The sequence below is a fragment of the Aestuarium sp. genome (assembly GCF_023253315.1).
Classification (GTDB): Bacteria; Pseudomonadota; Alphaproteobacteria; order Rhodobacterales; family Rhodobacteraceae; genus Marivivens; species Marivivens donghaensis.
This window is the reverse complement of record NZ_JALRGW010000005.1, coordinates 16,880-43,134: the sequence shown is the minus strand read 5'-3', so window position 1 is coordinate 43,134 and position 26,255 is coordinate 16,880. Positions and strand designations below refer to the sequence as shown.

Below are 26,255 nucleotides of genomic sequence, written 5' to 3'. Positions count from 1 at the left end.
GCTATACCGTCCCTGTGCCTGTGGTCAGGACGCGAAACACGAATTTCGGGGCGAGGATGAGATACCGCCGCCACAGCCTGCGAGGTTCCTGAAGCAGCCGGAACGACCATTCCAATCCAATGCGTTGCATCCATTTCGGGGCGCGTTCAACGGCACCAGAATGGAAATCGAACGCGGCCCCGACGCCGATCATCGTTGCGTTGATGCGCCCAAGGTGATCCGCCATCCAGATGTCTTGCTTTGGCGACGAAATCCCGAGCCAAACGACGTCGGCACCGCTGTTGTTGATTTGCGCAATGACCCTCGCGTCTTCGGTCGGCGTCAGAGGGCGAAAGGGCGGGCAATAGGTTCCAACGATCTGGGCACCATGGGCTGTAAACCTCTGCGCAAGCGCTTCTGCGATCCCGTCTTTACCACCGTAAAAGAAGTGCTTTAGGTCATGATAGGCGGGATCGGTGAGTAGTTTTTCCATCAGGTCAGGGCCGCAGGTACGGCTGACCGCATGGCCCTTGATCCGCCCAAGAAGCGCGACAGGTGCGCCGTCGGGCACGTTCATCGCCGCGTTTTTCGCAATCGCCAGAAGGTCGGGTGTCTCTGCCATGACCATCAGGCTCGCCACATCGCGGCAGCCGACATAGCGAGACTGCCCACCTTTCCACCCATGAATGCGGTCAGCGGCGGATTGGAGGTTTGTCGCGGTGATCGGCACGCCGAGGACGTCATAGATCACGTCATCAAAAGCGACCCTAGCCATTGGTGATCCAATCCGCGTAGGTCTGCGCGATCCCTACTTTGAGATCACGCGCGTTGTTCCAGCCCAACGCATGCAGGCGCGAACTGTCCATCAGCTTGCGCGGGGTACCGTCGGGCTTTGTGGTGTCCCACGTCAGGGCCGCGTCATAGCCGACGACCTCTGCGATGGTTTCGGCCAGTTCTCTGATCGTCACCTCAACGCCAGACCCCACGTTGATGTGGTAGTCGCCCGAATAGTTGCGCAGGAGGAACACCAGAGCGTCAGCCAGATCATCGCAATGCAGGAATTCTCGTAGCGGAGTGCCCGTGCCCCAAACGACGACCGCTTTGTCACCACGCTCTTTGGCTTCGTGGAACTTGCGCAATAGCGCAGGAAGGACGTGGCTGGTCGCTAGATCGTAAGTGTCGCCCGGACCGTAGAGGTTCGTCGGCATGGCCGAAATCCAGTCGCGGCCATGTTGTTTGCGGTAGGCTTGAACCAGTTTGAGGCCCGCGATTTTCGCTATCGCATACCATTCGTTCGTCGGCTCCAATGCACCCGTGAGGAGGCTGGCTTCTTGGATCGGTTGGTCCGCGAATTTGGGGTAAATACAGGAAGAGCCGAGGAACAGCAGGCGTTCCACATCGGCCTCATTGGCGGCATGGAGGATGTTCGCCTCGATCATCAGGTTCTCGTAGAGGAAATCCACGGGGTAGGTAGCGTTCGCGTGGATGCCGCCGACCTTCGCGGCAGCGAGCACGATTGCGTCGGGTTTGGTTGCAGCCATCCAATCGTGGACGGCCTTTTGGTTCACCAAATCGACCACCTCACGGCCTGCGGTGATGACCTCGCAGCCCTCGGACGCTAGACGCCGCACGACCGCGCCACCGACCATACCGCGGTGTCCCGCGACCCAGATGCGTTTGCCCGTCAGATCGTAGGTCATGTCAGCCCTCCAGTGCCACAGGCAGTTCGAGCCCGTATTCCCTGAGTAGTTGGAGGCGCCGCGCGGATTTGTGATCCTCGGCGACCATTTCGGCGCACATCTGTTGGGCGGTGATTTCTGGCACCCAGCCGAGCACTTTCTTGGCCTTGGTCGGATCACCCAATAGCGTTTCAACTTCTGCGGGGCGGAAGTAGCGCGGGTCGATGCGCATGATCACGTCCCCCACTTTCAGCGCGGGGGCCAAGTCGCCTTTGATGCCCGCCACAGTCGCTACCTCATCGACGCCTTTGCCTGTGAACTCGACTGAAATGCCCAACTCTGCGGCGGTCCACGTGATGAATTCGCGTACGGAATACTGGACCCCTGTCGCGATAACAAAATCCTCGGGCGCGTCCTGTTGGAGCATCATCCACTGCATCCGCACGTAGTCTTTGGCGTGGCCCCAATCGCGCAGGCTGTCGATGTTGCCCATGTAGAGGCAATCTTCGAGGCCGAGCGCGATGTTCGCCAATCCGCGGGTGATCTTGCGGGTCACGAATGTCTCACCACGACGCGGGGATTCATGGTTAAAAAGGATGCCGTTGCAGGCATACATGCCGTAGCTTTCGCGGTAGTTCACGGCGATCCAATAGGCATACATTTTCGCCACCGCGTAGGGCGAACGCGGGTAAAACGGTGTCGTCTCGCGCTGCGGGGTTTCTTGGACGAGGCCGAAGAGTTCAGAGGTCGAGGCCTGATAGAACCGCGTCTTTTTCTCGAGGCCGAGGAAACGGATTGCCTCAAGGGTACGTAGGGTGCCCATCGCATCAACGTCGGCGGTGTATTCAGGTGCCTCGAACGACACTGCCACATGGGACTGCGCGCCCAAGTTATAAATCTCATCGGGCTCAATATCGCGGATCAGGCGGGTCAGGTTCGATGTGTCCGTCAGGTCGCCGTAGTGCAGTTTGAAGCGCGCATTGTCGGTGTGTCGATCTTCGTAAATGTGGTCGACGCGCTGGGTGTTAAAGGATGATGCACGGCGTTTGATCCCGTGAACTTCATAGCCTTTAGACAATAGGAATTCCGCTAGGTAACTGCCGTCTTGGCCAGTTACCCCCGTAATAAGAGCTTTTTTCATGAAGGTTAGCCTTTCGCTCCTTGTCCGCGAGCATAGACATCTTCGTATCGAATGATGTCATCTTCACCGAGGTAGGCACCCGTCTGGACCTCGATCAGGACCATCGGGACTTTGCCTGGATTTCTCATGCGATGTACCGCGCCGAGGGGGATGTAGACCGATTCATTTTCCGTCACCAATTGGACCTTGTCGTCGATGGTGACCTCGGCGGTGCCCGTCACGACAATCCAGTGTTCGGCACGGTGGTGGTGGCTCTGTAATGACAGGGCCGCACCGGGGTGCACGTGAATGCGTTTGACCTGAAAGCGGTCGCTGATGGCGAGGCTTTCGAACCAGCCCCACGGGCGGTGATCTTTGGGAAAGGTGGTCGCCTGCGTCGATCCTTTGGCCTTGAGCGCGTCGACGGCTTTCTTCACGTCTTGGGCGCGGGACATGTCGGCGATCAAAACCGCATCGTTCATCGCGATGGCCATGACGTTTTTCAGACCGATGCCCACGACCTCTAGTCGGTCGCTGTCAGACCGCAACAGGCTGTCGGCGCAGTCAATCGCGGTTGCTTCGCCAGAGGTGACCACGCCGTTGGTATCCGCGTCGCTTTCGCGCCAGACGGCATCCCAGCCGCCCAAGTCGGACCAGCCGCCGTCAAAGGGTACGACCGACAGGTTGTCGGCCTTTTCCATCACGGCATAGTCGATAGAGATGTCTTTGGCACCCGCCCACGCCTCAGGCCCGAGGCGGCAGAAGCCGAGGTCGACATGACCCGTTTCAATCGCTGCCGTTACGGGGGCGATCAGGTCGGGGGCATGGGTTTCAAAGGCTGCGATGATGTCGCGAGCGCGGAAGAGGAATATACCAGCGTTCCAGAGGAACGACCCCTCGGCCAACATCTGCACGGCGCGTTCGGCGTCTGGTTTCTCGACAAACCGTTTGAGCGCAACTGGCTGGCCGTCCGACGGGGTCGATAGTTCGAGATAGCCGTAGGCCGTTTCGGGATGGGTTGGGGTGATCCCAAAAGTTACAAGTTGACCGCTGTCAACGGCGCTGAAGCCAGCCTCAATCGCGGTCTTGAACGCTTTGGTATCAGGAATGATATGGTCGGATGGCGCGACCAGCAGAACCGCATCAGGGTCTTTGCGCGCGACATAAAGGGCCGCAGCGAGGACCGCAGGCGCAGTGTTGCGTCCTTCGGGTTCGATCATAATCGCGCCGGGGTCGATGCCGACCTCTTGCAACTGCTCGGTCACGATGAACCTGAAATCGGAATTGGTGATTACGATTGGCGCCGCGAAATCGGAGCCTGTCATGCGGAGGGCCGAACCTTGGAACAGGGTCTTATCACCAACAAGCGGCACGAACTGCTTTGGATAGGACTTACGGGACAACGGCCAGAGCCGTGTGCCAGAACCGCCGCAAAGTATAATCGGTGTAATCATTTTCTATCCAAAGGTGTCGCAATGGGGCCGTGGTAGGGCCGTGGGGTAAATGTAGCAAGTGAACCGCAGTAAGTGCGCGGAAATTCCAAACATTTTCATAAAAATGCGCGGAACCTTCGCAGAGTATTTTGGGAAATGGTTAAAAATTCGAGAAGAAATAAGCAGTGATTTGAAAGACTCGGGGGTCAGATTTCAAATGGGAAAATTCACTGCCATAAGTGGACTGAAAGGAGTCATGATTTGAAAATTGATCAATTTGCGGGTCAATTGATTGCAAATTAGCATCAATACAGTCAAAAGACCCATTTCAAAATTCTTGGCAAAACAGGATTATAGCTGAAACTTCCATTCTAGGTGACAGCAATGCCTGCACGGCCCATGACCGCGTTCACACGCTCTATGAAATTCGCTCCTGAAGCTGACCTGCTTCAATCGCTGATCCAGCAGGCCGATTTGTCGGCAGAGACGCGCACCAAAATCTCGGCGCGTGCGGCGGATTTGGTTCGGAATATCCGCTCCTCTGCGGATCCGAGTCTGATGGAGCACTTCCTGTCTGAATACGGTCTATCGACCCGTGAAGGCGTCGCGCTCATGTGTTTGGCCGAAGCCATGCTGCGCGTGCCAGACGCGGACACCATCGACGCACTTATCGAAGATAAGATCGCGCCGTCGGACTGGGGCAAACATTTGGGTGAAGCGTCATCGTCGCTGGTGAACGCTTCGACTTGGGCGCTGATGCTGACGGGCCGCGTGCTCGACGATGAAAAGCCGGGGATGGCTGGCGTTCTGCGTGGCGCGATCAAACGTCTGGGCGAACCCGTGATCCGCACAGCCGTTGGGCGTGCGATGAAGGAAATGGGCCGCCAGTTCGTTCTGGGCGAAACCATCGTAAAGGCGCTCGACCGCGCGGCAAAGCTAGAGGCGCAGGGCTACACCTACAGCTACGATATGCTGGGCGAGGCTGCGCGCACCGCCGAGGATGCCCGCCGTTATGCGATCGCCTATTCCAACGCTATCGATGGGATCGCGGCGTCGTGCACCAAAGGTAGCGTTGAAGCGAACCCTGGGATTTCGATCAAACTCTCCGCGCTTCACCCGCGTTACGAGGTCGCTCACGAGGACCGCGTGATGGCCGAACTGGTGCCCGTGGTTCTGGAACTTGCGCAAAAGGCCAAAGCGGCAGGCATGGGGTTCAACATCGACGCCGAAGAACAGGACCGTCTGGTTCTCTCGCTCAAGGTGATTGAGGCGGTTCTGTCCGACGAAAGCCTCGCGGGTTGGGACGGGTTTGGCGTTGTGGTTCAGGCCTATGGTAAGCGGGCAGGGGCGGCGCTGGATTGGCTTTATGAAACCGCAACACGCCTCGACCGTCGGATCATGGTGCGCCTTGTAAAGGGTGCCTATTGGGACACCGAAATGAAACTGGCGCAGGTGCAAGGCCTCGACGGGTTTTCGCTGTTCACCTCGAAGGTTGCGACCGATGTGAGCTATATTTCCAACGCGAAAAAGCTGTTCGACTACACCGACCACATCTACCCGCAGTTCGCGACACATAACGCCCATACCGTTGCCGCTATTCTGGAAATGGCAGAGGGTCGTCCGTTCGAATTCCAGCGCCTTCATGGCATGGGTGAACGTCTGCATGACATCGTGCTCAAGGACACCAAAGGTCGCTGCCGCATTTATGCGCCTGTCGGCGCACATCGTGACCTGCTCGCTTACCTCGTGCGTCGCTTGCTCGAAAACGGTGCGAACTCGTCGTTCGTGCACCAGATCGTGGACGAGGCCGTTTCGCCCGAATTGATCGCGACCGACCCGTTTGAAGCGGTCAAGACAGCGGCGGCCCCATCAGGCCTTGTCCTCCCATCCGAGATTTTCGGCGCTGGGCGCACAAACTCCAAGGGTTGGGATTTGAGCGATGAACAAACGCTGGCAGAGGTCTTTGCCGCGCGTGATGTGGCCTTGCCCAACGCTGGCCCAATCACGGTGTCGCCAGCGACAGGCGTGGAGGTTCCCGTGATCAATCCTGCAACGGGTGAAACCATCGCGACCGTGGTCGAGGCTGACAGCGCAACCGTTGAACGCGCCATTGCGGATGCAAAGGTGTGGTATGCGCCTGTTGCTGAACGTGCGGCGGTCTTGCGCAAGGCGGCTGACCTCTATGAGGAAAACTACGGTCTGATCTTTGCGGCCCTTGCCCAAGAGGCAGGCAAGACGTTGCTCGATGCTGTTGGTGAAGTGCGCGAGGCGGTCGATTTCCTGCGCTACTACGCGGATCAGGCCGAAGAGGCGGATCACTTCCCACGGGGTATCTTTACCGCGATTAGCCCTTGGAACTTTCCCTTGGCGATTTTCACGGGCCAGATTGCGGCAGCGTTGGCCGTTGGGAACGCTGTTCTGGCCAAGCCAGCAGAACAAACGCCCGTTGTTGCCGCCATCGCCGTGCGCCTGATGATCGAAGCGGGCGTTCCCGCCTCTGCGCTGCAACTTCTGCCGGGGCAGGGTGGCACGGTGGGGGCTGCGCTGACATCGGACAAACGGATTGCGGGCGTGGTGTTCACGGGTTCGACCGATACGGCGCTGATCATCCGTAAGTCCATGGCGAAGCATATGTCGCCGTCTGCGCCGCTAATTGCGGAAACGGGTGGTCTGAATGCGATGATCGTCGACTCGACCGCGCTGCCAGAACAGGCCGTGCGCGATGTTGTGGCCTCGGCCTTCCAATCGGCGGGTCAGCGGTGTTCCGCCCTGCGCTGCCTTTACATCCAAGAGGACGTCGCGCCGCATGTGATCGATATGATCAAGGGCGCGATGGACGAGCTGGTTGTTGGTAATCCGTGGAACCTGAACACTGACGTCGGCCCAGTCATCGACCAAGACGCTTATTCAGAAATCGGTGCCTATATCGACGCCGCCAATGGGTCCGTCCTGCATCAACTGCCCGTGCCGAATGCAGGTAACTTCATCGCGCCGACTATGATCAAGGTGAACGGGATCGAAGATCTGGAGCGCGAGATTTTCGGACCAGTGCTGCATGTTGCGACCTTTAAGGGGGCGAACCTGCAAAAGGTGATTGATGCGGTGAACGCAAAGGGCTTTGGCCTGACCTTTGGACTGCACACCCGCATTGATAACCGCGTCCAAGAAGTCGCGGACGGCATCCATGTCGGGAACCTTTACGTGAACCGTAACCAGATCGGCGCAGTCGTCGGTAGCCAGCCGTTTGGCGGTGAGGGGCTGTCGGGCACTGGACCAAAAGCTGGCGGTCCGCAGTACCTCTATCGATTTGCGGCACCGAAATCGGCAGCAAAGGGCGCGGATTGGGAAACGGCTGCGGACCTGTCGGATACCCAAGACGCAATCAACGCGGCTAAGTCTAATGGCATCATTCGTCAGATCGAACTCCCCGGTCCAACGGGTGAGGCCAATACGCTCTCTATCCTGCCACGCGGCCCGATCCTTTGCATGGGTCCAGGGGTAGAGGCTGTAGCGGCACAGGTCGCAGCGGTCGAGGCCTTGGGCGGTGTCGCGATTGCGGTGCAGGGTGAACTGGCGCCCTCTGCGCTCGCCACGCTGAACGGGTTCCACGGTGCGATCTGGTGGGGCAACGGTGCGCGCCCCTATGTGGAGGCACTTGCGCGTCGTAAGGGGCCGATCATTCCGCTGATCACGGATATGCCTGACCTTGGGCATGTGACGCACGAACGGCACCTGTGCATCGACACAACAGCCGCAGGGGGCAATGCAGCCCTGCTCGCTGGATAAACAAAAACGCCCGCCACATTCAGCGGGCGTTCCTCTTAGTCCTCGCCAAAGAGGTCGCGGGTAAAGACCTTATCCGCGACATCCCGAATATCGTCGGTCATACGGTTGGCGATGATCACATCGCATTGGTGTTTGAAGGCGTTCAGGTCGTGGATAACCTCTGACCCAAAGAAATCAGGCGCATCGAGGACGGGTTCGTAGACCACGACCTTGATCCCTTTGGCCTTTACCCGCTTCATGATGCCTTGCACCGACGACTGGCGGTAATTGTCCGACCCTGCCTTCATCACAAGGCGATAAACGCCGACCTGCTTCGGCTTCATCGCGATAATGCGGTCAGACAGGTAGTCTTTGCGGGTTCTGTTCGCATCCACAATCGCCGCGATGAGGTTCTGCGGCACCTCAGAGTAGTTCGCGAGGAGCTGCTTGGTATCCTTGGGCAAGCAGTAGCCGCCGTAGCCAAAGGACGGGTTGTTATAGTGGCTGCCGATACGGGGATCGAGGCTTACGCCTTCGATGACCTGACGGCTGTCCATGCCGCGCGACAGGGCATAGCTGTCGAGTTCGTTAAAGAACGCGACACGCATGGCGAGGTAGGTATTGGCAAAGAGGTTGATCGCTTCGGCCTCGGACGGGTCGGTGAAAAGAACCTCAACGTCTTTGGTGATTGCCCCTTCAAGCAGAAGATCTGCAAAGCGGCGGGCACGGTCCGAACGTTCGCCAACGATGATCCGGCTGGGGTGCAGGTTGTCATAGAGGGCGCGGCCTTCGCGCAGGAATTCAGGCGAAAAGATCACTTGGTTGGTGTTTAACTCTTCGCGAACCCGTTCGACAAAGCCCACGGGGATCGTCGATTTAACGACAATCGTTGCCTTGGGGTTTTGTGCAATAACGGCACGGATGACATCCTCGACCGAGGAGGTGTCAAAGTAGTTGTTCTGCGGGTCGTAGTTCGTGGGCGTCGCGACGATCACAAACTCTGCATCGCGGTAGGCATCCGTGCTGGTCGTGGCGGAAAGGTTGAGGTTCCCACGCGACAGATACTCTTGCATCTCTTTGTCAACGATCGGGCATTTGCCACCGTTCACCATCTGCACGCGGTTTTCCGAAATATCGACTGCGGTCACCTCGTTGTTTTGCGACAAAAGCACAGCGTTCGAGAGGCCCACATAGCCCAGTCCTGCAACGGCAATCTTCATCTTAGACCTCGTAGTAATCGCGATACCAATCGACAAAGGCTTGCACCCCGTCGCGGACATTCGTTTGTGGTTTGTAACCCGTCAGCGTCTGCAAAAGCGATGCATCGGCCCAGGTCGCGGGCACGTCGCCCGCTTGCATCGGCATCATGTTGCGGGTTGCGGTTTTGCCTGTCGCCTCTTCGATCGCGGCGATGAAATCGGTCAGTTGAATACTGTCAGAGTTGCCGATGTTCACCACGCGCCACGGGGCCACAGGGGAAAGGCTGTCGCCCTCGGGCACCTCGTCCAGACGTTCGGGAACTGCGTCAATCAGCAGGCGGATGCCTTCAACGAGGTCGGTCACATAGGTGAAGTCGCGCTTCATATCGCCGTGGTTATAAACGTCGATCGGATCACCGTTCAGGATCGCCTTTGTGAACTTGAACAGTGCCATATCGGGGCGTCCCCACGGGCCGTAGACCGTAAAGAAGCGGAACATCGTCACGGGCAGGTGGTAGAGGTGCGCATAGGAATGCGCCATCGCCTCTGTCGCCTTTTTGGTGGCGGCATAGAAGGACATCTGATGGTCCGCTTTGACGGTTTCCTGATAGGGCATCACCGTGTTCGCACCATAGGCCGAAGAGGTCGAGGCCAGCAGCATGTGCGCGGGCGGATAGGCGCGGGCGGCCTCTAGAATTTCAAAGGTGCCGACGATGTTGCTTTCCAGATAGGCACGCGGATTGTCGATGGAATACCGCACGCCTGCCTGTGCTGCGAGGTGGATGATGACGTCAGGGGTTTCCTCTGCAAAGAGGGACATCATCAGGCCCGGCGCTTCGATATTGTCGTTGATGACGCGGAAGTTCGGGTTCTGTAGAAGGATCGATTGGCGGCGCTGTTTCAGCGCGACATCGTAGTAGGCCGACAGGTTGTCGATGCCGACAACACGGAACCCATCGTCGAGCAGCTTTTGGCAAAGGTGAAACCCGATAAAGCCCGAAGAGCCCGTTACCAGTGCGGTTCGTTGTTGCGTTGTCATTCTTACAAAACCTCTGCGGCCACGCGGGCCATATATGTCTCAACCAGTTCGACCGCGTCTGCGGCGCTCTGGGATTGTGCGTAAACGCGGAATTCGGGGGCGTTGCCCGATGGGCGAAGGTGAACGACCTGACCATTGTCAAAATTCACCCGCAGGCCGTCGGTCAGATCAATGTTTTTGATGCTGCCTGAGGACGCGAAAAAGGTCTCTCGCGCAGTGTCATCTTCGATCAGGGTCGACAGGAATACGGCCGCCTTATCGCGGTTGATCTCTTGCACGCGGTCAGCGGCGGTAAAGCATGGCGGAAGTTCGGCAACGCAGTCGGCCAAGGATTTGCCCGCCAAGTTTGCCGAGGCAAGCGGGGCGATAATCGGCAATAGGCTATCGCGGGTCATAAGCGGGGGCAGCGGGCCTTTCAAGGTCGCCTCAAACCCGATCAGGAACCCGCCATTGGCTTCAAATCCGACCACATGGTTAGCTGGGTTCTTTTGCGCCTCTTCCATTGCGGCGATCACATAGGGCGATCCGATCCGCGTCAGGTGGACCGATCCAAACTCTGGCATACGGCGCACCATGTCGTTCGATGACACGGGGGTGCAGATCGTATCCGCAGTGAGCAAGAGCGCGGTCATCACGCCCAGCACATCGCCGACAATGACTTGACCGTTTGCATCCGTGACCATCGGACGGTCCGCGTCCCCGTCGGTCGACACAATCGCATCGAGCCCATGTTCGCGGCAGAGTGTTTCGAGCATGGTGCGCGTCTCGGGATCGACAGCTTCGGTATCGACGGGGATGAATACTTCGGACCGACCAAAGCGCACGACAGTCGCGCCCAAGGCTGTCAAAACATCCGCCATGATGTCACGCGCGACAGAGGAATGTTCATAGACGCCGATGGTCAGCCCAGCGAGGCTCTCAGCGCCAAAAGCGGTCACATAGCGGGCGATATAGGGGGTAGTGGCGTCGATCTGGTCGAGCGCGCCATTGCCCGCTGCGGGAGCCTGTCTCGCGGCATAGGCCGCACTGATTGCGACCTCGTCCTCTTTGCTGATCTCACCCGACGGCACGTAGAACTTTAGCCCGTTGCGATCGGCGGGGATGTGGCTGCCTGTTACCATCACGGCTGCCGCGCCTGCGGACATTGAGGCCAAGGCCAGTGCGGGAGTCGGCACTGCACCGCAATCCACCGCACGAATACCGACGGCACGAGCGGCAGCAATCACTTGGTCCGCGATGTCAGGTGACGATGGCCGCAGGTCCCGACCAACAAAGAGCGCACCACCATGAGGGCAGACCGACAAAAACGCCTGTACATAGGCTGTCACCAGCTCGGGTGTGAGTTCAGTGACAAGTCCACGCAAGCCACTGGTGCCAAAAGAGGGTGCCATCCGATAGTCCAAGATCAACGTTATAAAATATGGCGCGACCCTAGCGTTCAGGGACGATCATGCAACCTATAACGGCAAGCCTCGGGCTTTGTTCAGAAAGATGTGGCAATCACGCATGGGTTCGGATTTGATCGCTGCAAACAAGGGGACCCCCATGACGCTACTTCAATCCATCACCCGATCCGCCGCTGATCCTGTCGAGAGCCGCCCAGACCCGTCCAAGGTCATCGCAGGCGATCCCGTCTTTACCTCGTGGGACATCGAGGATCGCGACGGCATCTATGCGGGGATTTGGCAGGCGACACCGGGGGTTTGGAAGGTGTCTTATGACGAATGGGAATACTGCCGCATCCTTGCGGGACACTCGATCCTGCGCGGGGATGATGGATCAGAGAAAACCGTTAAAGCGGGCGATAGCTTTGTCATCCGACCAGGGTTTTCGGGCACGTGGGAAGTCATTGAAACAACGGTCAAAGACTACGTGATCAAGGTGTAAAGGCGGGGATTTGGTGGAGCCTAGCGGGATCGAACCGCTGACCTCCTGCATGCCATGCAGGCGCTCTCCCAGCTGAGCTAAGGCCCCATCAATGTAGGCATTTCTGCCGTGCTGCGCTGATTATGCGCTGGCTCGGGCGGGTGCAAGTGCAAATTTCGCCCGAGCCGGAATTTTTTAGTCTTCGTCGTCGCCTGCAGCAACGTCGCCCAGATCATCGAACGACACGGTATCGTCGTCGTCTTCGTCGAGCACATCATCGCCCAGATCTACGTCTTCGTCGTCATCATCGTCGAGGATCAGATCATCATCCGCGTCTTCGACCTTCATTTTTTTGGTCTGCGCGTCTTCGGCGTCCGCAATCATGGTGCGGGTTTTCGAAGTGTCGATGTTCACGACCTCGCCCGTGTAGGGGCTAACGATCGGGTTTTTATTCAGGTCGTAAAAACGCTTGCCTGTGGTTGGGCAAATCCGTTTTGTTCCCCATTCTTCATTGGGCATGGCTATCCCTTCAATCTGTCACGCTCTTGCGGTGGAATGATGCCACCTGCCATAAGCCATCCATGGTGTCAAAGGCTTTGACACCGGTTTACATCAGGAACAGGCATATGAGCCGTATAACGCTTGCTGGCAACCCCCCGATTTCGGTGAATCTGCGCCGTTCTGCACGTGCGCGGCGAATTTCGCTGCGAATCTCGCGGTTGGATGGTCGCGTGACGCTGACAATGCCGACCCGCGTGGATGAACGCGAAGGAATCGCCTTTGTGCGGGAACGGGAGCTTTGGCTGCGGTCACATCTGGACAAGATCGGAGAAGAGCGCACCGTTCGGATCAACGGAACGGTTCTATTTCGCGGGGATGAGGTTCCCGTTTTGGGCACGACTGCCAAACGGGTGCGGTTCACGGGCGAGGTTCTAGAGGTGCCCAACGAGCCTGATCGGGCAGGGACGCGCGTTCTGGCCTTTCTGAAACATCAGGCCCGTGATGCATTGGCCGAAGCATCAGATCGTTATGCAGCCCGACTGGGGCGTAGCTATGGGCGACTGAGCCTACGGGACACGCGGTCGCGGTGGGGGTCGTGCACCTCTGCAGGTGATCTGATGTATAGTTGGCGGCTGATTATGGCACCGCCAAAGGTGCTTGATTACGTGGCGGCCCATGAGGTCGCGCATTTGGTCGAGATGAACCATTCCCAAGCATTTTGGGATGTCGTGGCGGACATTTACCCCGACTATGAGGAACCTCGTCACTGGTTGAAAACCGAAGGTCAGGTTCTGCATCGGGTGCGGTTCAGCGATTGACGAGCGCAATTTTTGTGATCACAAACGACACATGATACCGTCTAGCCGCCCCACTGATCCCTCTGCCGCTGCCCATGAACGGGTGTATCGCACCCTGCGTATGCAGGTCATGCACGGAGAGATCATGCCGGGGGCTTCGTTGACCCTGCGTGGCATTGGCAAACAGTTCGACGTGTCCATGACCCCCGCCCGCGAAGCCGTCCGTCGTTTGGTTGCGGAAGGGGCGTTATTCTTGTCCTCATCGGGGCGCGTATCAACGCCAGAACTGTCCAATGAACGGATCGAGGAATTGGCGGCCCTGCGTGCGATGCTTGAACCCGAACTGGCGAGTCGCGCTTTGCCACGTGCGCACTTTGCTCTGATCGAACGGCTCGAGACGATCAATCAGGCGGTCAGTCAGATGGTCGCGCGGCATGATGCGATTGGCTATATCCGCATGAACCTAGAGTTCCACCGCACGCTCTATCTGCGGGCGCAGGCGCCCGCGATGTTGATGATGACGGAAACGGTCTGGCTCCAGATGGGACCAACGATGCGGGCGCTCTATGGGCGTCTGAACCGCAAGGAGCCGCCACCCCATCATCGTCTGATCCTATCAGCGCTCAAGGCAGGCGACGAACCAGGGCTGCGGCTTGCCGTGCGGGCTGATGTGACCCAAGGTCTACGGCTCCTTAGGGGTTAGACCGTCGCGGGTTGTCCCGCGCCTGCGTTCGCGATTTTCTGGATCAGATCGCGCATCACCTGTGCTGAAACCTGCAAGAGGGTCGCGATGCGGGCGATGGCGTCATATTCGCCCTGCTCAACCTTGCCGTCTGCAAAGGCGATGCGCATTGCGGCCTCCATCACGATATGGCGGTCGTTTTCGCTTAGGTCCGCACCAATGGCCGAAACCGCGTCGCTGTCTTGGGCGGTGTAATTCAGCATCTCGATGATCTGTTTCGGCGTATAAACGCAACCTGTGAGAGCGCTCAACGTCTGGGAAATCTGTTTGATCTCGCGTTGGTCATAGTCACCATCGCAGGTCGCGACATAGCACATCGCAGCCAAGGCATGGACGGCGGTTTCGTCGTTATAGCGGGACTTACGCGACCCGCGTTTGCTGGTCATGGCCTGCAAACCACCCCTGGAAGCGATGAGTTTCGTGAGCAAGCCGACACTTATGATGAACGCGATCAGACCATAGAACCCATAGTTGCGCAGTTTGATATCAGCAGGGGTTTCGGGAAAGAGGGGCACGTCGGCGGGGAACAGGCCAGCGGCCTTGCCCATGATCATTTGTTGGAGCGTGAGTTCGAAATAGCTATCGGCCTCGCAACGGTTCTCGGCGAGGACATAGCCCTGAACCTCAAAGGTCATTTGGGCCGACAAAAGAACGATGCCTTCACCAAGATAGCAAAGCGACATCGGATTGCCGTTGGGATCAACTTGGTCCGTTTCGGTGATGAATTGCAGGTTCTCGCCAAAGCCTGTGTTCGGAATGGAATATCGTTTGGCCTCTGCCTGTGATGGCATAAGGGCTAGGGTCAATAGGACCGAAAACAGGGTCATCATTCCGCGCATATCGCAGGCTCCTCGTTACATCTTGAGGACATTTGTGCCTGTGAATTGGGGCGGAGTTTGGACGGGATCGGGGAATTTCAGGAGCGCAAATGAAAAGGGCGACCCGAGGGCCGCCCTTTGGAAGTCTTAGCTGTGGATCGGGCCGTCGCCGCAAGCCAGTGCCGCCTCGCGGACCGCCTCTGAGTAGGTCGGGTGCGCGTGGCAGGTGCGTGCCAGATCTTCGGCAGCTGCGCCGAATTCCATCGCAACGCAGATCTCGTGGATCAGGTCGCCTGCTGCTGGTCCAATGATGTGCGCACCGAGGATACGGTCGGTTGCCTTGTCAGCGAGGATTTTGACGAAACCGTCGCCCATAAAGACAGCCTTTGCACGACCGTTGCCCATGAATGAGAATTTGCCCACCTTATAGGCGCGACCTTCGGCTTTGAGCTGCTCTTCGGTTTTACCGACCGAAGCGACCTCGGGTGCGGTGTAGATCACGCCCGGGATCACGTCGTAGTTCACGTGACCAGCCTGACCTGCGATAACCTCGGCAACAGCCATGCCTTCGTCTTCGGCTTTGTGCGCCAGCATCGGGCCTTCGATTGCGTCGCCGATGGCGTAAACCCCCGGAATGTTGGTCGCGTAGTGACCGTTGGTCGCGATCTGACCACGCTGGGTCATCTCTACGCCCAGAGCGTCGAGGCCGAGGCCTGCGGTGTAGGGGCGTCGACCTGTGGCGACCAGAACGACTTCGGCGTCGATGCTGTGTTCGCTGTCGTCTTTACGCAGTTTGTAGGTGACGGTGTTCTTGCCTTTGCCTTTGGCAACACCCTGAACCGCAGCGCCCATGACAAAGTTGAGGCCTTGTTTCGCGAGCATCTTTTGGAAGGTCTTCTGAACGTCGCCGTCCATACCTGGGGTGATCACGTCGAGGAATTCGACGACGGTCACATCAGCGCCGAGGCGTTTGTAAACCGATCCGAGTTCGAGGCCGATAACGCCAGCGCCGATTACAACCATCGATTTTGGGATCGATTTCAGAGCCAATGCGCCCGTCGAGGTCACAACGGTTTCCTCGTCAACTTCGATACCCGGTAGGGCAGAAGGTTCAGAGCCTGTTGCGATGATGATGTTCTTCGCCTCATGAATGTCGTCGCCGACTTTCACTTTGCCAGCTTCGGGGATGGAGGCCCAACCTTTGATCCAATCAACCTTGTTCTTTTTGAACAGGAATTCGATGCCTTTGGTGTTGCCGTCGATCACGCCCTGTTTGTAATCCAGCATCGCTGCCCAATCGACCTTGGGTTTCGCGACCTTGAGGCCCATTTTACCAAAGTTCTCTTCGGCTTCGTGCAGCGAGTGCGACGCGTGCAGAAGGGCCTTGGACGGGATGCAGCCTACGTTCAAGCAGGTGCCGCCGAGGGTGTCACGACCTTCGACAACTGCGGTCTTCAGACCCAGCTGGGCGCAACGGATTGCGCAGACATAGCCACCAGGGCCGGCGCCGATTACGATAACGTCATAGCTGGACATAGCAGTCTCCTGTTCAGTAGCCACCAGTGTGGCAAGCGTAGTCAAAAGAGAATGGCAGATGCAATCATCGCCATTGTTGCGAGAAATCCGACCATCCAAATCAGGCTACGCCAAGGGCGCCAGCCGAAATAGTAAGCCGGAACGTAGAGAACGCGGGCCGCGAGGTAGGTCCAAGCGCAGGCCGCGGAAAATCCGGTTGTTTTGTCCCCCAGCACGACCACAAGGACCGCGATGGTGAACATGATCAGCGCCTCGAAGTGGTTGTTCATGGCGCGGAAGAGGCGGCCCGTTTTGGTGCTGACCATCTCCATCAAAGGTTTGGTCAAACGGTCAGGGTCACGGGGGCTTGTTGTGACACCAGCGCCGAGTTCGAGGTTTGCACGGATCGACATCCAGCCAAACTGTAGGCCTTGCAGCAAAGCGGCATATGCGAGGGCTTCGAGTTCGGGGGTCATGAGTTCAATCGGTGCCTTTTGTTGAGAGGCCGGGGGGCTGTCTGCCCCCCGGACCCCCCGAGAGTTGTTAGTGCAAGGTGAAAGAGGCGGGGCCTCTTTGCCTTACAGGTCCATCAACAGACGGCGCGGATCTTCGAGGGCTTCCTTCACGCGTACGAGGAAGGTTACAGCGCCTTTGCCGTCAACGATGCGGTGATCGTAGGACAGAGCCAGATACATCATCGGGCGGATGACGACCTGACCGTTGATAGCCATCGGACGATCCTGAATTTTGTGCATGCCGAGAATACCGGACTGCGGGGGGTTCAGGATGGGCGAGGACATCAGCGAGCCGTAGACACCGCCGTTGGAGATCGTGAAGGTGCCGCCCTGCATTTCTGCCATGGACAGTTTGCCGTCACGTGCACGTGCGCCTTTGTCAGCGATCGCTTTTTCGATGTCAGCAAAGGACATCTGATCTGCGTCGTTGATCACCGGAACAACGAGGCCAGTCGGAGTGCCTGCAGCGATACCCATGTTTACATAGTTTTTGTAAACGATGTCGGTGCCGTCGATTTCAGCGTTCACTTCCGGCACTTCTTTCAGAGCGTGCACGCAAGCTTTGGTGAAGAAGGACATGAAGCCGAGTTTGACTTTGTGCTTCTTCTCGAACTGGTCTTTGTACTGGTTCCGCAGAGCCATCACTTCGGTCATGTCCACCTCGTTGTAGGTGGTGAGCATGGCGGCGGTGTTTTGCGACTCTTTCAGGCGGCGCGCGATGGTCTGGCGCAGCTTGGTCATTTTTACGCGCTCTTCGCGAGCAGCGTTTGCTTCAGAGCGCGGAGCAGCCGGTACAGCAGGAGCCGCTGCTTTAGGTGCGTTAAGAGCGTTCAGAACGTCCTCTTTCATCACGCGGCCGTCTTTGCCTGTGCCAGCAACAGAGCCAGCGGCCATGTTGTTTTCAGCCATCAGTTTCTTTGCGGACGGTGCGTCCTCAACATCTTTGCCAGCAGGTGCAGCAGCAGCGGCGGCAGGAGCAGCAGCAGGAGCCGCCGCTTGCGGTGCAGGAGCAGCGCCTTCGCCTTCGTTGATGTGGGCGAGGAGGGCGTCAACGCCAACGGTGTCGCCTTCGTTTGCGACGATATCGCCCATCACGCCAGCTGCCGGAGACGGCACTTCGACGGTGACCTTATCGGTTTCCAGCTCGCACAGCATTTCGTCAACGGCGACCGCATCACCCGGTTTTTTGAACCAAGTTGCGACGGTGGCTTCGGTGACGCTTTCGCCCAGAGTGGGCACGCGGACTTCGATGCTCATGGTTATTTTCCTTCGATGGTCAGCGCCTCGTTAACGAGGGCTTCTTGTTGGGCTTTGTGTTGGCTGGCGAGGCCCGTTGCGGGCGATGCCGATGGAGCGCGACCAGCGTAGACTGGACGCTTGTGTTTCGCTTTGATGCGGGTGAGGACCCATTCGATGTTGGGTTCAACAAAGGTCCATGCACCTTGGTTGCGCGGCTCTTCCTGACACCAAACCATTTCGGCGTCTTTAAAGCGCTCAAGCTCTTTCATCATCGACTGTGCTGGGAACGGGTAGAACTGTTCCAGACGCAGGATGTAGACATCGTCGATGCCGCGTGCGTCACGCTCTTCGAGGAGGTCGTAGTAGACCTTGCCCGAACACATTACGACACGCTTGATCTTGTCGTCAGAGACGAGGTTCGCTGTCGAACGACCGGTTTTCTTTTCGGTGTCCGCATCATCCCACAGAACGCGGTGGAACGACGAACCTTCGGAAAAGTCAGCCATATCCGAGACGCAGAGTTTGTGGCGCAGAAGCGATTTCGGCGTCATCAGAACCAGCGGCTTACGGAAGTTGCGGTGCAATTGGCGACGCAGGATGTGGAAGTAGTTCGCTGGGGTCGAGCAGTTTGCAACGATCCAGTTGTCACCACCACAGAGCTGCAAGAAGCGCTCGAGGCGTGCGGAAGAGTGTTCCGGACCTTGGCCTTCGAAGCCGTGCGGCAGGAGCATCACGAGACCCGACATACGGAGCCACTTCGATTCACCCGAACAGATGAACTGGTCGAACATGATCTGAGCACCGTTTGCGAAGTCGCCGAACTGGGCTTCCCACATGGTCAGAGCGTTCGGTTCAGCCAGCGAGTAGCCGTATTCGAAGCCCAGAACCGCGTATTCGGACAGCATGGAGTCGATCACTTCGTACTGAGCCTGACCCTCGCGGATGTGGTTCAGCGGATAGTAACGATCTTCGGTCTGCTGGTCGATGAAGGCCGAGTGACGCTGCGAGAAGGTGCCGCGTGTTGCGTCCTGACCCGACAGACGAACGGGGTAGCCTTCGAGCTGGAGCGAACCAAAGGCCAGCGCCTCTGCGGTTGCCCAGTCAAAGCCAGTGCCGCTGTCGAACATCGCCTTTTTCGCTTCGAGCTGGCGACCAACGGTTTTGTGTAGGTTGAAGCCCTCAGGAACGGTGGTCAGAGCCTTACCAACTTCTTTCAGGGTCGCTTCTTTCACCGCGGTTTTGCCGCGCTGATATTTGCCCTGTTTCTGACGGTCCATATGCGACCAACGGCCATCGAGCCAGTCAGCCTTGTTCGGTTTGTATTCGCGGCCTGCTTCGAACTCTTCGTTCAGAAGGGCTTGGAATTGGGCCTTCATATCCTCGATCTCGCCTTCGGGGATCAGGCCGTCTTTGACCAGACGCTCTGTGTAAAGCTGGAGCGTTGTTTTGTGCTTTTTGATGCGGTTGTACATCGCCGGGTTGGTGAACATCGGCTCGTCGCCTTCGTTGTGACCAAAGCGGCGGTAGCAGAAGATGTCGATGACAACGTCTTTGTGGAACTTCTGACGGAATTCGGTCGCAACTTTCGCAGCGTGAACAACAGCCTCTGGGTCGTCACCGTTCACGTGGAAAATCGGAGCTTCAACCACCAGTGCGTTGTCGGTCGGATAGGGCGATGAACGCGAGAAGTGCGGCGCAGTGGTGAACCCGATCTGGTTGTTCACAACGATGTGGATGGTGCCGCCAGTGCGGTGACCGCGCAGGCCCGATAGGGCGAAACATTCAGCCACAACGCCCTGACCTGCGAATGCAGCGTCACCGTGCAGAAGGATCGGCAGAACCGAGTGACGGGTCTGGTCGTTCATCTGGTCGGTTTTCGCGCGTGCCTTACCCAGAACAACGGGGTTCACCGCCTCAAGGTGGGACGGGTTCGCGGTCAGCGAGAGGTGCACTTCGTTGCCGTCGAACGAACGGTCAGACGACGCGCCGAGGTGGTATTTCACGTCGCCCGAGCCATCAACGTCTTCGGGTTTGAACGAACCACCCTGGAATTCGTTAAAGATCGCGCGGTAAGGTTTGGACATCACGTTTGCCAGAACCGACAAACGACCACGGTGCGGCATACCGATGACGATTTCCTTCACACCCAGCGCGCCCCCGCGCTTGATGATCTGTTCCATCGCTGGGATGAGGCTTTCGCCGCCGTCCAGACCAAAGCGTTTGGTGCCCATGTATTTTACATGGAGGAACTTCTCAAAGCCTTCGGCTTCGACCAGTTTGTTCAGGATCGCCTTACGGCCATTCTGGGTAAAGGTGATCTCTTTGCCGAAACCTTCGATCCGCTCTTTCAGCCAGCCCGCCTGTTCGGGATCGGAGATGTGCATGTATTGCAGGGCAAAGGTGCCGCAGTAGGTGCGGCGCACGATTGCCATGATTTCGTTCATGGTCGCAACTTCGAGACCCAGAACGTTGTCGATAAAGATCGGACGATCCATGTCCGCAGGCGTGAAGCCATAGGATTTAGGATCAAGTTCCGGATGCGGAACGGTGTCGCGCATGCCCAGCGGATCGAGATCAGCGATCAAGTGGCCACGGATACGATAGGCGCGGATGATCATCAGCGCACGGATCGAGTCCAGAACCGCGAGGCGAACTTGATCTTCGGTGATCGACGCGCCTTTTTCGGCGGCTTTCGCTTTGATCTTGTCCCCAGCCGCTTTGGCGTCTGCAGGCCACTGGCCATCCAGCGCAGCGGTCAGGTCGTCGTTCGGAACCGGCGGCCAGTCATGGCGGGTCCACGATGCACCAGCGGCTTCGGCTTTTGCCTCAGACGGAGTGTCGCCAAGCGATGCGAAGAAATCGCGCCAGCTTTCGTCGACTGCATTTGGGTTGTCAGCATAACGAGCGTAGAGCTGCTCAATATACTCCGCATTGTGGCCTTGCAGGAAGGAAGATGCGTGGAACACGTCGTTCGGGGATTGATCGTTCATAGTTTGAACCTCAGTTCGAGGGGGCGGGAATGGTCAGGCGCGTCAACACAGCGTTCGACGCGGCAAGGGGCGGGACTGGATCTGTCTCGGGAACCAGTTGAATGACGTAGATAGCGGCTTCGGTGCCGTCGGCCTGCATGCCCGAGAGGGTCATCATGCGGTAGCCATCGGTTACGGTGACTTCGTGGTCGTCGTATTGATCGGCACCGTCAAAGAAGTTGTCGGTCAGGCGACTGTCAGGGAGTGCGATCGCGCACTCGACCATCAGATCGCCATTGTCGGCACGGTAGCCCGCGAGCAAAAGCGTAGCGCCTTCTTGTTCGAGGATCGCACGGCCTTCGGACAGGGTGTTCGCATCGGGCAGGGCGGTGGACGCACGATAGGCCATGATCCCAGCCCAATCCGACGGCTGTTCTGGCACGTTGATCGGCAAGAACGCATCAGTCAGTCGAGCAATCGCCCCAACGCGGTCAGCCACATCAATCCAACCCTCAGAGGCGAGGCCATCGACGTAGGACACCTTACCATCACGCGTTTCGTAGCAGGTATCGAACGGAGGAGAGAGGCGATCGGGATCGTTCGACGCGCCATAGGCAAAGGCGCTGACGAGGATCAGACCAAGCGCGGCAATCAGCATCACAAACACACGAGGTGCGAGCGTTTCGCGCGAGGTCGAAAAATCGAAAATGGGGCGAAGGCGGCACATATCAGCAGCCTCCGCCAATAGCTTTGCCCGAAAATGCGCGACGAGCGGCCAGCACGAGGCTGACCGCTGCGTTTTGCATATGACGAGCACGCGGGCGCATCTTAGCCCTTGATCGCTTTCAGCACAGCTTCACCGAGCGTTGCAGGGCTGTCTGCAACGATGATGCCTGCCGACTTCATAGCTTCGATCTTGGATTCTGCGTCACCTTTGCCGCCAGCGACGATTGCGCCAGCGTGACCCATGCGACGGCCCGGAGGGGCTGTGCGGCCAGCGATGAAGCCAGCGGTCGGTTTCCAACGGCCTTTTTTGCGCTGCTCAGCGAGGAATTCCGCTGCTTCCTCTTCTGCAGAACCACCGATTTCACCGATCATGATGATCGACTGGGTTTCCGGATCGTCGAGGAACATGTCCAGCACGTCGATGTGCTCTGTGCCTTTGATCGGGTCGCCGCCGATACCAACAGCGGTCGACTGGCCGAGGCCGATGTCCGCAGTCTGTTTCACAGCTTCGTAGGTCAGGGTGCCCGAACGGGACACAACGCCAACCGAACCACGCTTGTGGATGTGACCCGGCATAATGCCGATCTTGCATGCGTCAGGGGTGATGATGCCTGGGCAGTTCGGGCCGATCAGGCGCGACTTGGAGTCGATCAGCGCGCGCTTTACCTTCATCATGTCGAGCACCGGAATGCCCTCGGTGATGCAGACGATCAGTTCCATTTCAGCGTCGATCGCTTCGAGGATCGAGTCTGCTGCGAACGGCGGCGGAACGTAGATTACGGTCGCGTTTGCTTCGGTTTTTGCTTTCGCTTCGTGAACCGAGTCAAAAACTGGCAGGCCGAGGTGCTCTTGACCGCCTTTACCAGGGGTCACACCGCCAACCATTTTGGTGCCGTATGCGATTGCCTGTTCCGAGTGGAACGTGCCCTGCGAGCCGGTGAAGCCCTGGCAGATCACTTTGGTATTTTCGTTTACAAGGATTGCCATTGTCTTAGCCTTTCACCGCTTTCACGATTTTCTCTGCGCCGTCAGACAGGTTGTCCGCAGCGATAACGTCGAGGCCAGAGTTGTTGATGATCTCTTTGCCTTTTTCGACGTTGGTGCCTTCGAGACGAACAACCAGCGGAACCTTCAGACCAACTTCTTTAACAGCAGCGATAACGCCTTCTGCGATCACGTCGCAGCGCATGATGCCGCCGAAGATGTTGACGAGGATGCCTTTGACGTTCGGGTCAGAGGTGATGATTTTGAACGCTTCGGTCACTTTCTCTTTGGTCGCGCCGCCACCTACGTCGAGGAAGTTAGCAGGCTCTGCGCCGTAGAGTTTGATGATGTCCATGGTCGCCATAGCAAGACCAGCACCGTTCACCATGCAGCCGATTTCACCGTCGAGAGCGATGTAGTTCAGGTCGAATTTCGACGCTTCCAGCTCTTTCGGGTCTTCTTCGGTGGTGTCGCGCAGTTCTGCGATGTCAGGCTGGCGGTAGATCGCGTTGCCGTCGAAGCCAACTTTGGCGTCCAGCAGTTTCAGGCTGCCCGAACCTTCGAGAACGATGAGCGGGTTGATTTCCAGCATCTCCATGTCTTTCTCGATGAAAGCTTTGTAGAGGATGCCCATCAGCTTAACGCATTCTTTGACCTGAGTGCCCGAGAGGCCCAGAGCGAAAGCGATGCGACGGCCGTGGTAAGGCTGGTAGCCAGTTGCCGGATCAACAGAGAACGAGAGGATCTTCTCAGGGGTCGACGCAGCAACCTCTTCGATGTCCATGCCGCCTTCGGTCGAGCAAACGAACGAAACGCGCGAGGTCTGACGGTCGATCAGCAGAGCGAGGTACAGTTCGCGCTCAATGTCGGAACCGTCTTCGATGTAGATGCGGTTCACCTGTTTGCCAGCCGGACCGGTCTGGTGGGTGACGAGGGTCTTGCCCAGCATCTGTTTTGCCATTTCGGCAGCTTCTTCGACGGAGAAAGCGAGGCGAACGCCACCCTTTTCACCGGCTTCAGGCTCTACGAATTTGCCTTTGCCGCGGCCACCTGCGTGGATTTGCGACTTAACAACCCAGAGCGGGCCGTCGAGTTCGCCAGCTGCAGTTTTCGCATCTTCTGCTTTCAGAACGGGGCGACCGTCGGAGACGGGAGCGCCGTAGCTGCGCAGAAGCGCCTTGGCTTGGTATTCATGAATGTTCATCGAGTGTCCCTCGCTGTGCTTCGGTTTGTACCGTCTAAGCACATGATTACGGTGCAAAGAACGTTTATTTTTAGTGTGAGCGGTAAAATCCGACATTTGTGATCACAGGTTTTAAAGGTGTGATCACAAATGTTGCGTTGCGGCATTCGCCATGCGTGTAAAGGCGGATTCGACTGTGAAGAGTCGCAAATAGAAAAAGGGCGGCCCGAAGACCGCCCTTTGCAATTCAAATGTCGTGTCGATTAGGACAGCGACGGGTCGATTGCTTTACATGCTTCGATCAGACCTTTGACCGCATCAACCGACTTGTCGAACATCTCTTGCTCTTCTTTGTTGAGCTTGATGTCGATGACGCGCTCGATGCCGTTGCCGCCGATTACGGTCGGAACGCCAACGTACATACCTTTAACGCCGATTTCGCCGTCACAGTATGCTGCGCAAGGCAGAACGCGCTTCTGGTCTTTGAGGTAAGCTTCTGCCATTTCGATAGCCGAAGTTGCCGGTGCGTAGAATGCGGAACCAGTTTTCAGCAGGCCAACGATCTCTGCGCCGCCGTCACGGGTGCGCTGAACGATCGCGTCCAGTTTGTCCTGAGTGGTCCAGCCCATCTCTACCAGATCCGGGAGCGGGATGCCGCCAACGGTCGAGTAACGAACCGAAGGAACCATGGTGTCGCCGTGGCCGCCGAGAACGAAGGCAGTAACGTCTTTCATGGAGACGTTGAATTCGGTCGCGAGGAAGTGGCTGAAACGAGCCGAGTCAAGAACGCCAGCCATGCCGACGACTTTCTTGGTGGGCAGGCCCGAGAATTGCTGCAGAGCCCAAACCATCGCGTCGAGCGGGTTGGTGATGCAAATCACGAAAGCGTCCGGTGCGTGAGCTTTGATGCCTTCGCCAACCGATTTCATAACTTTGAGGTTGATGCCCAGCAGGTCGTCACGGGACATGCCCGGTTTGCGGGGAACACCAGCAGTCACGATAACAACGTCTGCGCCAGCGATGTCAGCGTAGTCGTTCGAGCCTTTGAAAGAGCCGTCAAAGCCTTCCGACGGGCCGGATTCAGCGATGTCGAGGGCTTTGCCCTGCGGGGTGCCTTCTGCGATGTCGAAGAGAACAACATCACCGAGTTCCTTGATCGCTGCGAGGTGGGCGAGGGTGCCACCGATCTGGCCAGCGCCGATAAGGGCAATCTTGGGTCGAGCCATTTTTCCGTCCTTGATAGGGGTTGTGGTCGGCGCAAGGGGTAGTCTTTTGGAACGCCGCAATCAAGAGTGCTGCGATGCGGCAAAGGGTTTCGCCTGTTGTTAAAAGGATGTTTGCGCTAAAAAACGGCACACAATGGTATGCCGTGGCGGATTTTCACAGGGAATCACGCGGGTGATTCTAGGGAAAACAGCATGGACGGGACTCTTTTTTGGGTTTTGGCGACTCTTTCGGCGATTTCCGTCGGGATGAGTAAGGGCGGTTTGCCTGTCGTCAGCAATCTCGCCGTTCCGCTGCTTGCCCTCGTTATCGATCCCGTGGTTGCGGCTGGTCTTTTGCTGCCCGTCTATATCGTCTCGGATGTGGTTGGTGTCTGGACCTATCGGCATGAATTTAACAAACGGGTGATCGTGATCATCTGTGCAGGGGCCACTTTTGGGGTCGCGATTGGTGGTCTGACGGCCAGCATCACGCCCAAAGGGTGGGTGACGATCCTCGTGGGTTTGATCGGCTTAGTGTTCGCCCTGAACCTTATTTGGCGCCGTAATCGCGAGGTTCCGGCAAAGGCACCCCATACGCCATCGGGCCTGTTCTGGGGTGTCCTGACGGGCTTTACCAGCTTCGTGAGCCACGCAGGTGGGCCGCCCTATCAGGTTTGGGTTCTGCCGCAGAAACTGTCAAAGCTCGCCTTTGCAGGTACATCGACCATCGCCTTTGCGTACATCAATTGGATTAAGATGATCCCCTACGTGATGCTCGGGCAGGTGAATTTTAGCAGCCTTAAGATCGCGGCGTTTCTCATGGTGCCTGCTGCGATCTCTGTTCTGATTGGTGCGCGTTTGGTGCGGATCCTCCCCGATGCGGCGTTTTTCAAAATCGTAACGGGCGCGCTTTTGCTGATTTCGGTAAAGCTGCTGTGGGACGGTTTCGGGCAGATTTAACCGTCTCATCCCAAAGTATCG

Annotated in this window: 22 protein-coding genes and 1 tRNA gene; 5 read left to right on the top strand and 18 right to left on the bottom strand. The window is 57.6% G+C overall.

The features are described from left to right. Position 1: 1 nt before the first annotated feature. From AC1QQ2_RS04750 to AC1QQ2_RS04735, 4 genes are read right to left on the bottom strand one after another with little or no spacing between them, the layout of a single operon-like run. Positions 2 to 754, bottom strand: a complete 753-nt coding sequence (locus AC1QQ2_RS04750; RefSeq protein WP_479712273.1) for a WecB/TagA/CpsF family glycosyltransferase — start codon at positions 752 to 754, stop codon at positions 2 to 4. Further along, positions 747 to 1,679, bottom strand: a complete 933-nt coding sequence (gene fcl / locus AC1QQ2_RS04745; RefSeq protein ID WP_479712272.1) for a GDP-L-fucose synthase — start codon at positions 1,677 to 1,679, stop codon at positions 747 to 749. Before fcl ends, AC1QQ2_RS04750 begins: the two co-directional genes overlap by 8 nt. Before the next feature lies 1 nt (position 1,680). After that, positions 1,681 to 2,799: a GDP-mannose 4,6-dehydratase gene (gene gmd, locus AC1QQ2_RS04740; protein ID WP_479712271.1), complete on the bottom strand. Its 1,119-nt coding sequence runs from the start codon at positions 2,797 to 2,799 to the stop codon at positions 1,681 to 1,683. A 5-nt stretch (positions 2,800 to 2,804) separates the two neighbouring features. After that, positions 2,805 to 4,232, bottom strand: coding sequence for a mannose-1-phosphate guanylyltransferase/mannose-6-phosphate isomerase (locus AC1QQ2_RS04735; RefSeq protein WP_479712270.1), 1,428 nt, complete (start codon positions 4,230 to 4,232; stop codon positions 2,805 to 2,807). Between the two features lie 363 nt (positions 4,233 to 4,595). Here AC1QQ2_RS04735 and putA point away from each other — a divergent pair, with 363 nt between their 5' ends. After that, complete coding sequence (gene putA / locus AC1QQ2_RS04730) at positions 4,596 to 7,997, top strand: bifunctional proline dehydrogenase/L-glutamate gamma-semialdehyde dehydrogenase PutA (RefSeq protein ID WP_479712269.1); 3,402 nt, start codon at positions 4,596 to 4,598, stop codon at positions 7,995 to 7,997. 35 nt (positions 7,998 to 8,032) lie between these two features. On the opposite strand, the gene AC1QQ2_RS04725 is transcribed toward putA, so the two are convergent. The 3 genes from AC1QQ2_RS04725 to AC1QQ2_RS04715 are packed head-to-tail and all read right to left on the bottom strand — an operon-like array spanning position 8,033 to position 11,605. Continuing rightward, the gene (locus tag AC1QQ2_RS04725; protein WP_479712268.1) at positions 8,033 to 9,196 is read right to left on the bottom strand and encodes a nucleotide sugar dehydrogenase; all 1,164 of its coding nucleotides are present in this window, start codon (positions 9,194 to 9,196) and stop codon (positions 8,033 to 8,035) included. A 1-nt stretch (position 9,197) separates the two neighbouring features. Then, positions 9,198 to 10,214, bottom strand: a complete 1,017-nt coding sequence (locus AC1QQ2_RS04720) for a GDP-mannose 4,6-dehydratase (protein WP_479712267.1) — start codon at positions 10,212 to 10,214, stop codon at positions 9,198 to 9,200. Between the two features lie 2 nt (positions 10,215 to 10,216). After that, positions 10,217 to 11,605, bottom strand: a complete 1,389-nt coding sequence (locus tag AC1QQ2_RS04715) for a phosphomannomutase (protein ID WP_479712266.1) — start codon at positions 11,603 to 11,605, stop codon at positions 10,217 to 10,219. Positions 11,606 to 11,759: 154 nt separating this feature from the next. Here AC1QQ2_RS04715 and AC1QQ2_RS04710 point away from each other — a divergent pair, with 154 nt between their 5' ends. Next, entirely contained in the window at positions 11,760 to 12,101 is a 342-nt protein-coding gene (locus AC1QQ2_RS04710; protein ID WP_479712265.1) for a cupin domain-containing protein, read from the top strand. Between the two features lie 11 nt (positions 12,102 to 12,112). Here AC1QQ2_RS04710 and AC1QQ2_RS04705 read toward each other — a convergent pair. Next, positions 12,113 to 12,188 (bottom strand) — tRNA-Ala (locus tag AC1QQ2_RS04705). Between the two features lie 87 nt (positions 12,189 to 12,275). Beyond that, positions 12,276 to 12,599, bottom strand: coding sequence for a TIGR02300 family protein (locus AC1QQ2_RS04700; RefSeq protein ID WP_479712264.1), 324 nt, complete (start codon positions 12,597 to 12,599; stop codon positions 12,276 to 12,278). 107 nt (positions 12,600 to 12,706) lie between these two features. On the opposite strand from AC1QQ2_RS04700, the gene AC1QQ2_RS04695 reads away from it, so the two are divergent. Both AC1QQ2_RS04695 and AC1QQ2_RS04690 read left to right on the top strand, forming a co-directional pair. Further along, positions 12,707 to 13,399 carry a M48 family metallopeptidase gene (locus AC1QQ2_RS04695; RefSeq protein WP_479712263.1) on the top strand — a complete coding sequence of 231 codons (693 nt, stop codon included), beginning with the start codon at positions 12,707 to 12,709 and terminating at the stop codon, positions 13,397 to 13,399. Positions 13,400 to 13,430: 31 nt separating this feature from the next. After that, positions 13,431 to 14,081, top strand: coding sequence for a GntR family transcriptional regulator (locus tag AC1QQ2_RS04690; protein ID WP_105234297.1), 651 nt, complete (start codon positions 13,431 to 13,433; stop codon positions 14,079 to 14,081). On the opposite strand, the gene AC1QQ2_RS04685 is transcribed toward AC1QQ2_RS04690, so the two are convergent. From AC1QQ2_RS04685 to mdh, 9 genes are all read right to left on the bottom strand, one after another. Beyond that, positions 14,078 to 14,959: a tellurite resistance TerB family protein gene (locus AC1QQ2_RS04685; RefSeq protein WP_479712262.1), complete on the bottom strand. Its 882-nt coding sequence runs from the start codon at positions 14,957 to 14,959 to the stop codon at positions 14,078 to 14,080. The genes AC1QQ2_RS04690 and AC1QQ2_RS04685 overlap by 4 nt on opposite strands. 126 nt (positions 14,960 to 15,085) lie before the next feature. Continuing rightward, complete coding sequence (gene lpdA / locus AC1QQ2_RS04680; protein WP_067550690.1) at positions 15,086 to 16,474, bottom strand: dihydrolipoyl dehydrogenase; 1,389 nt, start codon at positions 16,472 to 16,474, stop codon at positions 15,086 to 15,088. Positions 16,475 to 16,515: 41 nt separating this feature from the next. After that, on the bottom strand, positions 16,516 to 16,929 hold the full coding sequence (locus AC1QQ2_RS04675) for an MAPEG family protein (RefSeq protein ID WP_479712261.1): 414 nt from the start codon (positions 16,927 to 16,929) through the stop codon (positions 16,516 to 16,518). Between the two features lie 102 nt (positions 16,930 to 17,031). After that, entirely contained in the window at positions 17,032 to 18,225 is a 1,194-nt protein-coding gene (odhB, locus tag AC1QQ2_RS04670; protein ID WP_479712260.1) for a 2-oxoglutarate dehydrogenase complex dihydrolipoyllysine-residue succinyltransferase, read from the bottom strand. 2 nt (positions 18,226 to 18,227) lie between these two features. Further along, the gene (locus AC1QQ2_RS04665) at positions 18,228 to 21,197 is read right to left on the bottom strand and encodes a 2-oxoglutarate dehydrogenase E1 component (protein ID WP_479712259.1); all 2,970 of its coding nucleotides are present in this window, start codon (positions 21,195 to 21,197) and stop codon (positions 18,228 to 18,230) included. Between the two features lie 10 nt (positions 21,198 to 21,207). Beyond that, a complete protein-coding gene (locus AC1QQ2_RS04660) occupies positions 21,208 to 21,903 on the bottom strand; it encodes a hypothetical protein (RefSeq protein WP_479712258.1) in 696 nt (231 codons plus the stop codon). A 101-nt stretch (positions 21,904 to 22,004) separates the two neighbouring features. After that, positions 22,005 to 22,889, bottom strand: coding sequence for a succinate--CoA ligase subunit alpha (gene sucD, locus AC1QQ2_RS04655; protein ID WP_249946989.1), 885 nt, complete (start codon positions 22,887 to 22,889; stop codon positions 22,005 to 22,007). 4 nt (positions 22,890 to 22,893) lie between these two features. Beyond that, a complete protein-coding gene (gene sucC / locus AC1QQ2_RS04650) occupies positions 22,894 to 24,090 on the bottom strand; it encodes an ADP-forming succinate--CoA ligase subunit beta (RefSeq protein ID WP_067550685.1) in 1,197 nt (398 codons plus the stop codon). A 242-nt stretch (positions 24,091 to 24,332) separates the two neighbouring features. Next, positions 24,333 to 25,295 carry a malate dehydrogenase gene (gene mdh, locus AC1QQ2_RS04645; RefSeq protein ID WP_067550684.1) on the bottom strand — a complete coding sequence of 321 codons (963 nt, stop codon included), beginning with the start codon at positions 25,293 to 25,295 and terminating at the stop codon, positions 24,333 to 24,335. A gap of 192 nt (positions 25,296 to 25,487) precedes the next feature. Here mdh and AC1QQ2_RS04640 point away from each other — a divergent pair, with 192 nt between their 5' ends. Further along, positions 25,488 to 26,234 carry a sulfite exporter TauE/SafE family protein gene (locus tag AC1QQ2_RS04640; RefSeq protein ID WP_479712257.1) on the top strand — a complete coding sequence of 249 codons (747 nt, stop codon included), beginning with the start codon at positions 25,488 to 25,490 and terminating at the stop codon, positions 26,232 to 26,234. The last annotated feature ends 21 nt before the right edge of the window (positions 26,235 to 26,255 follow it).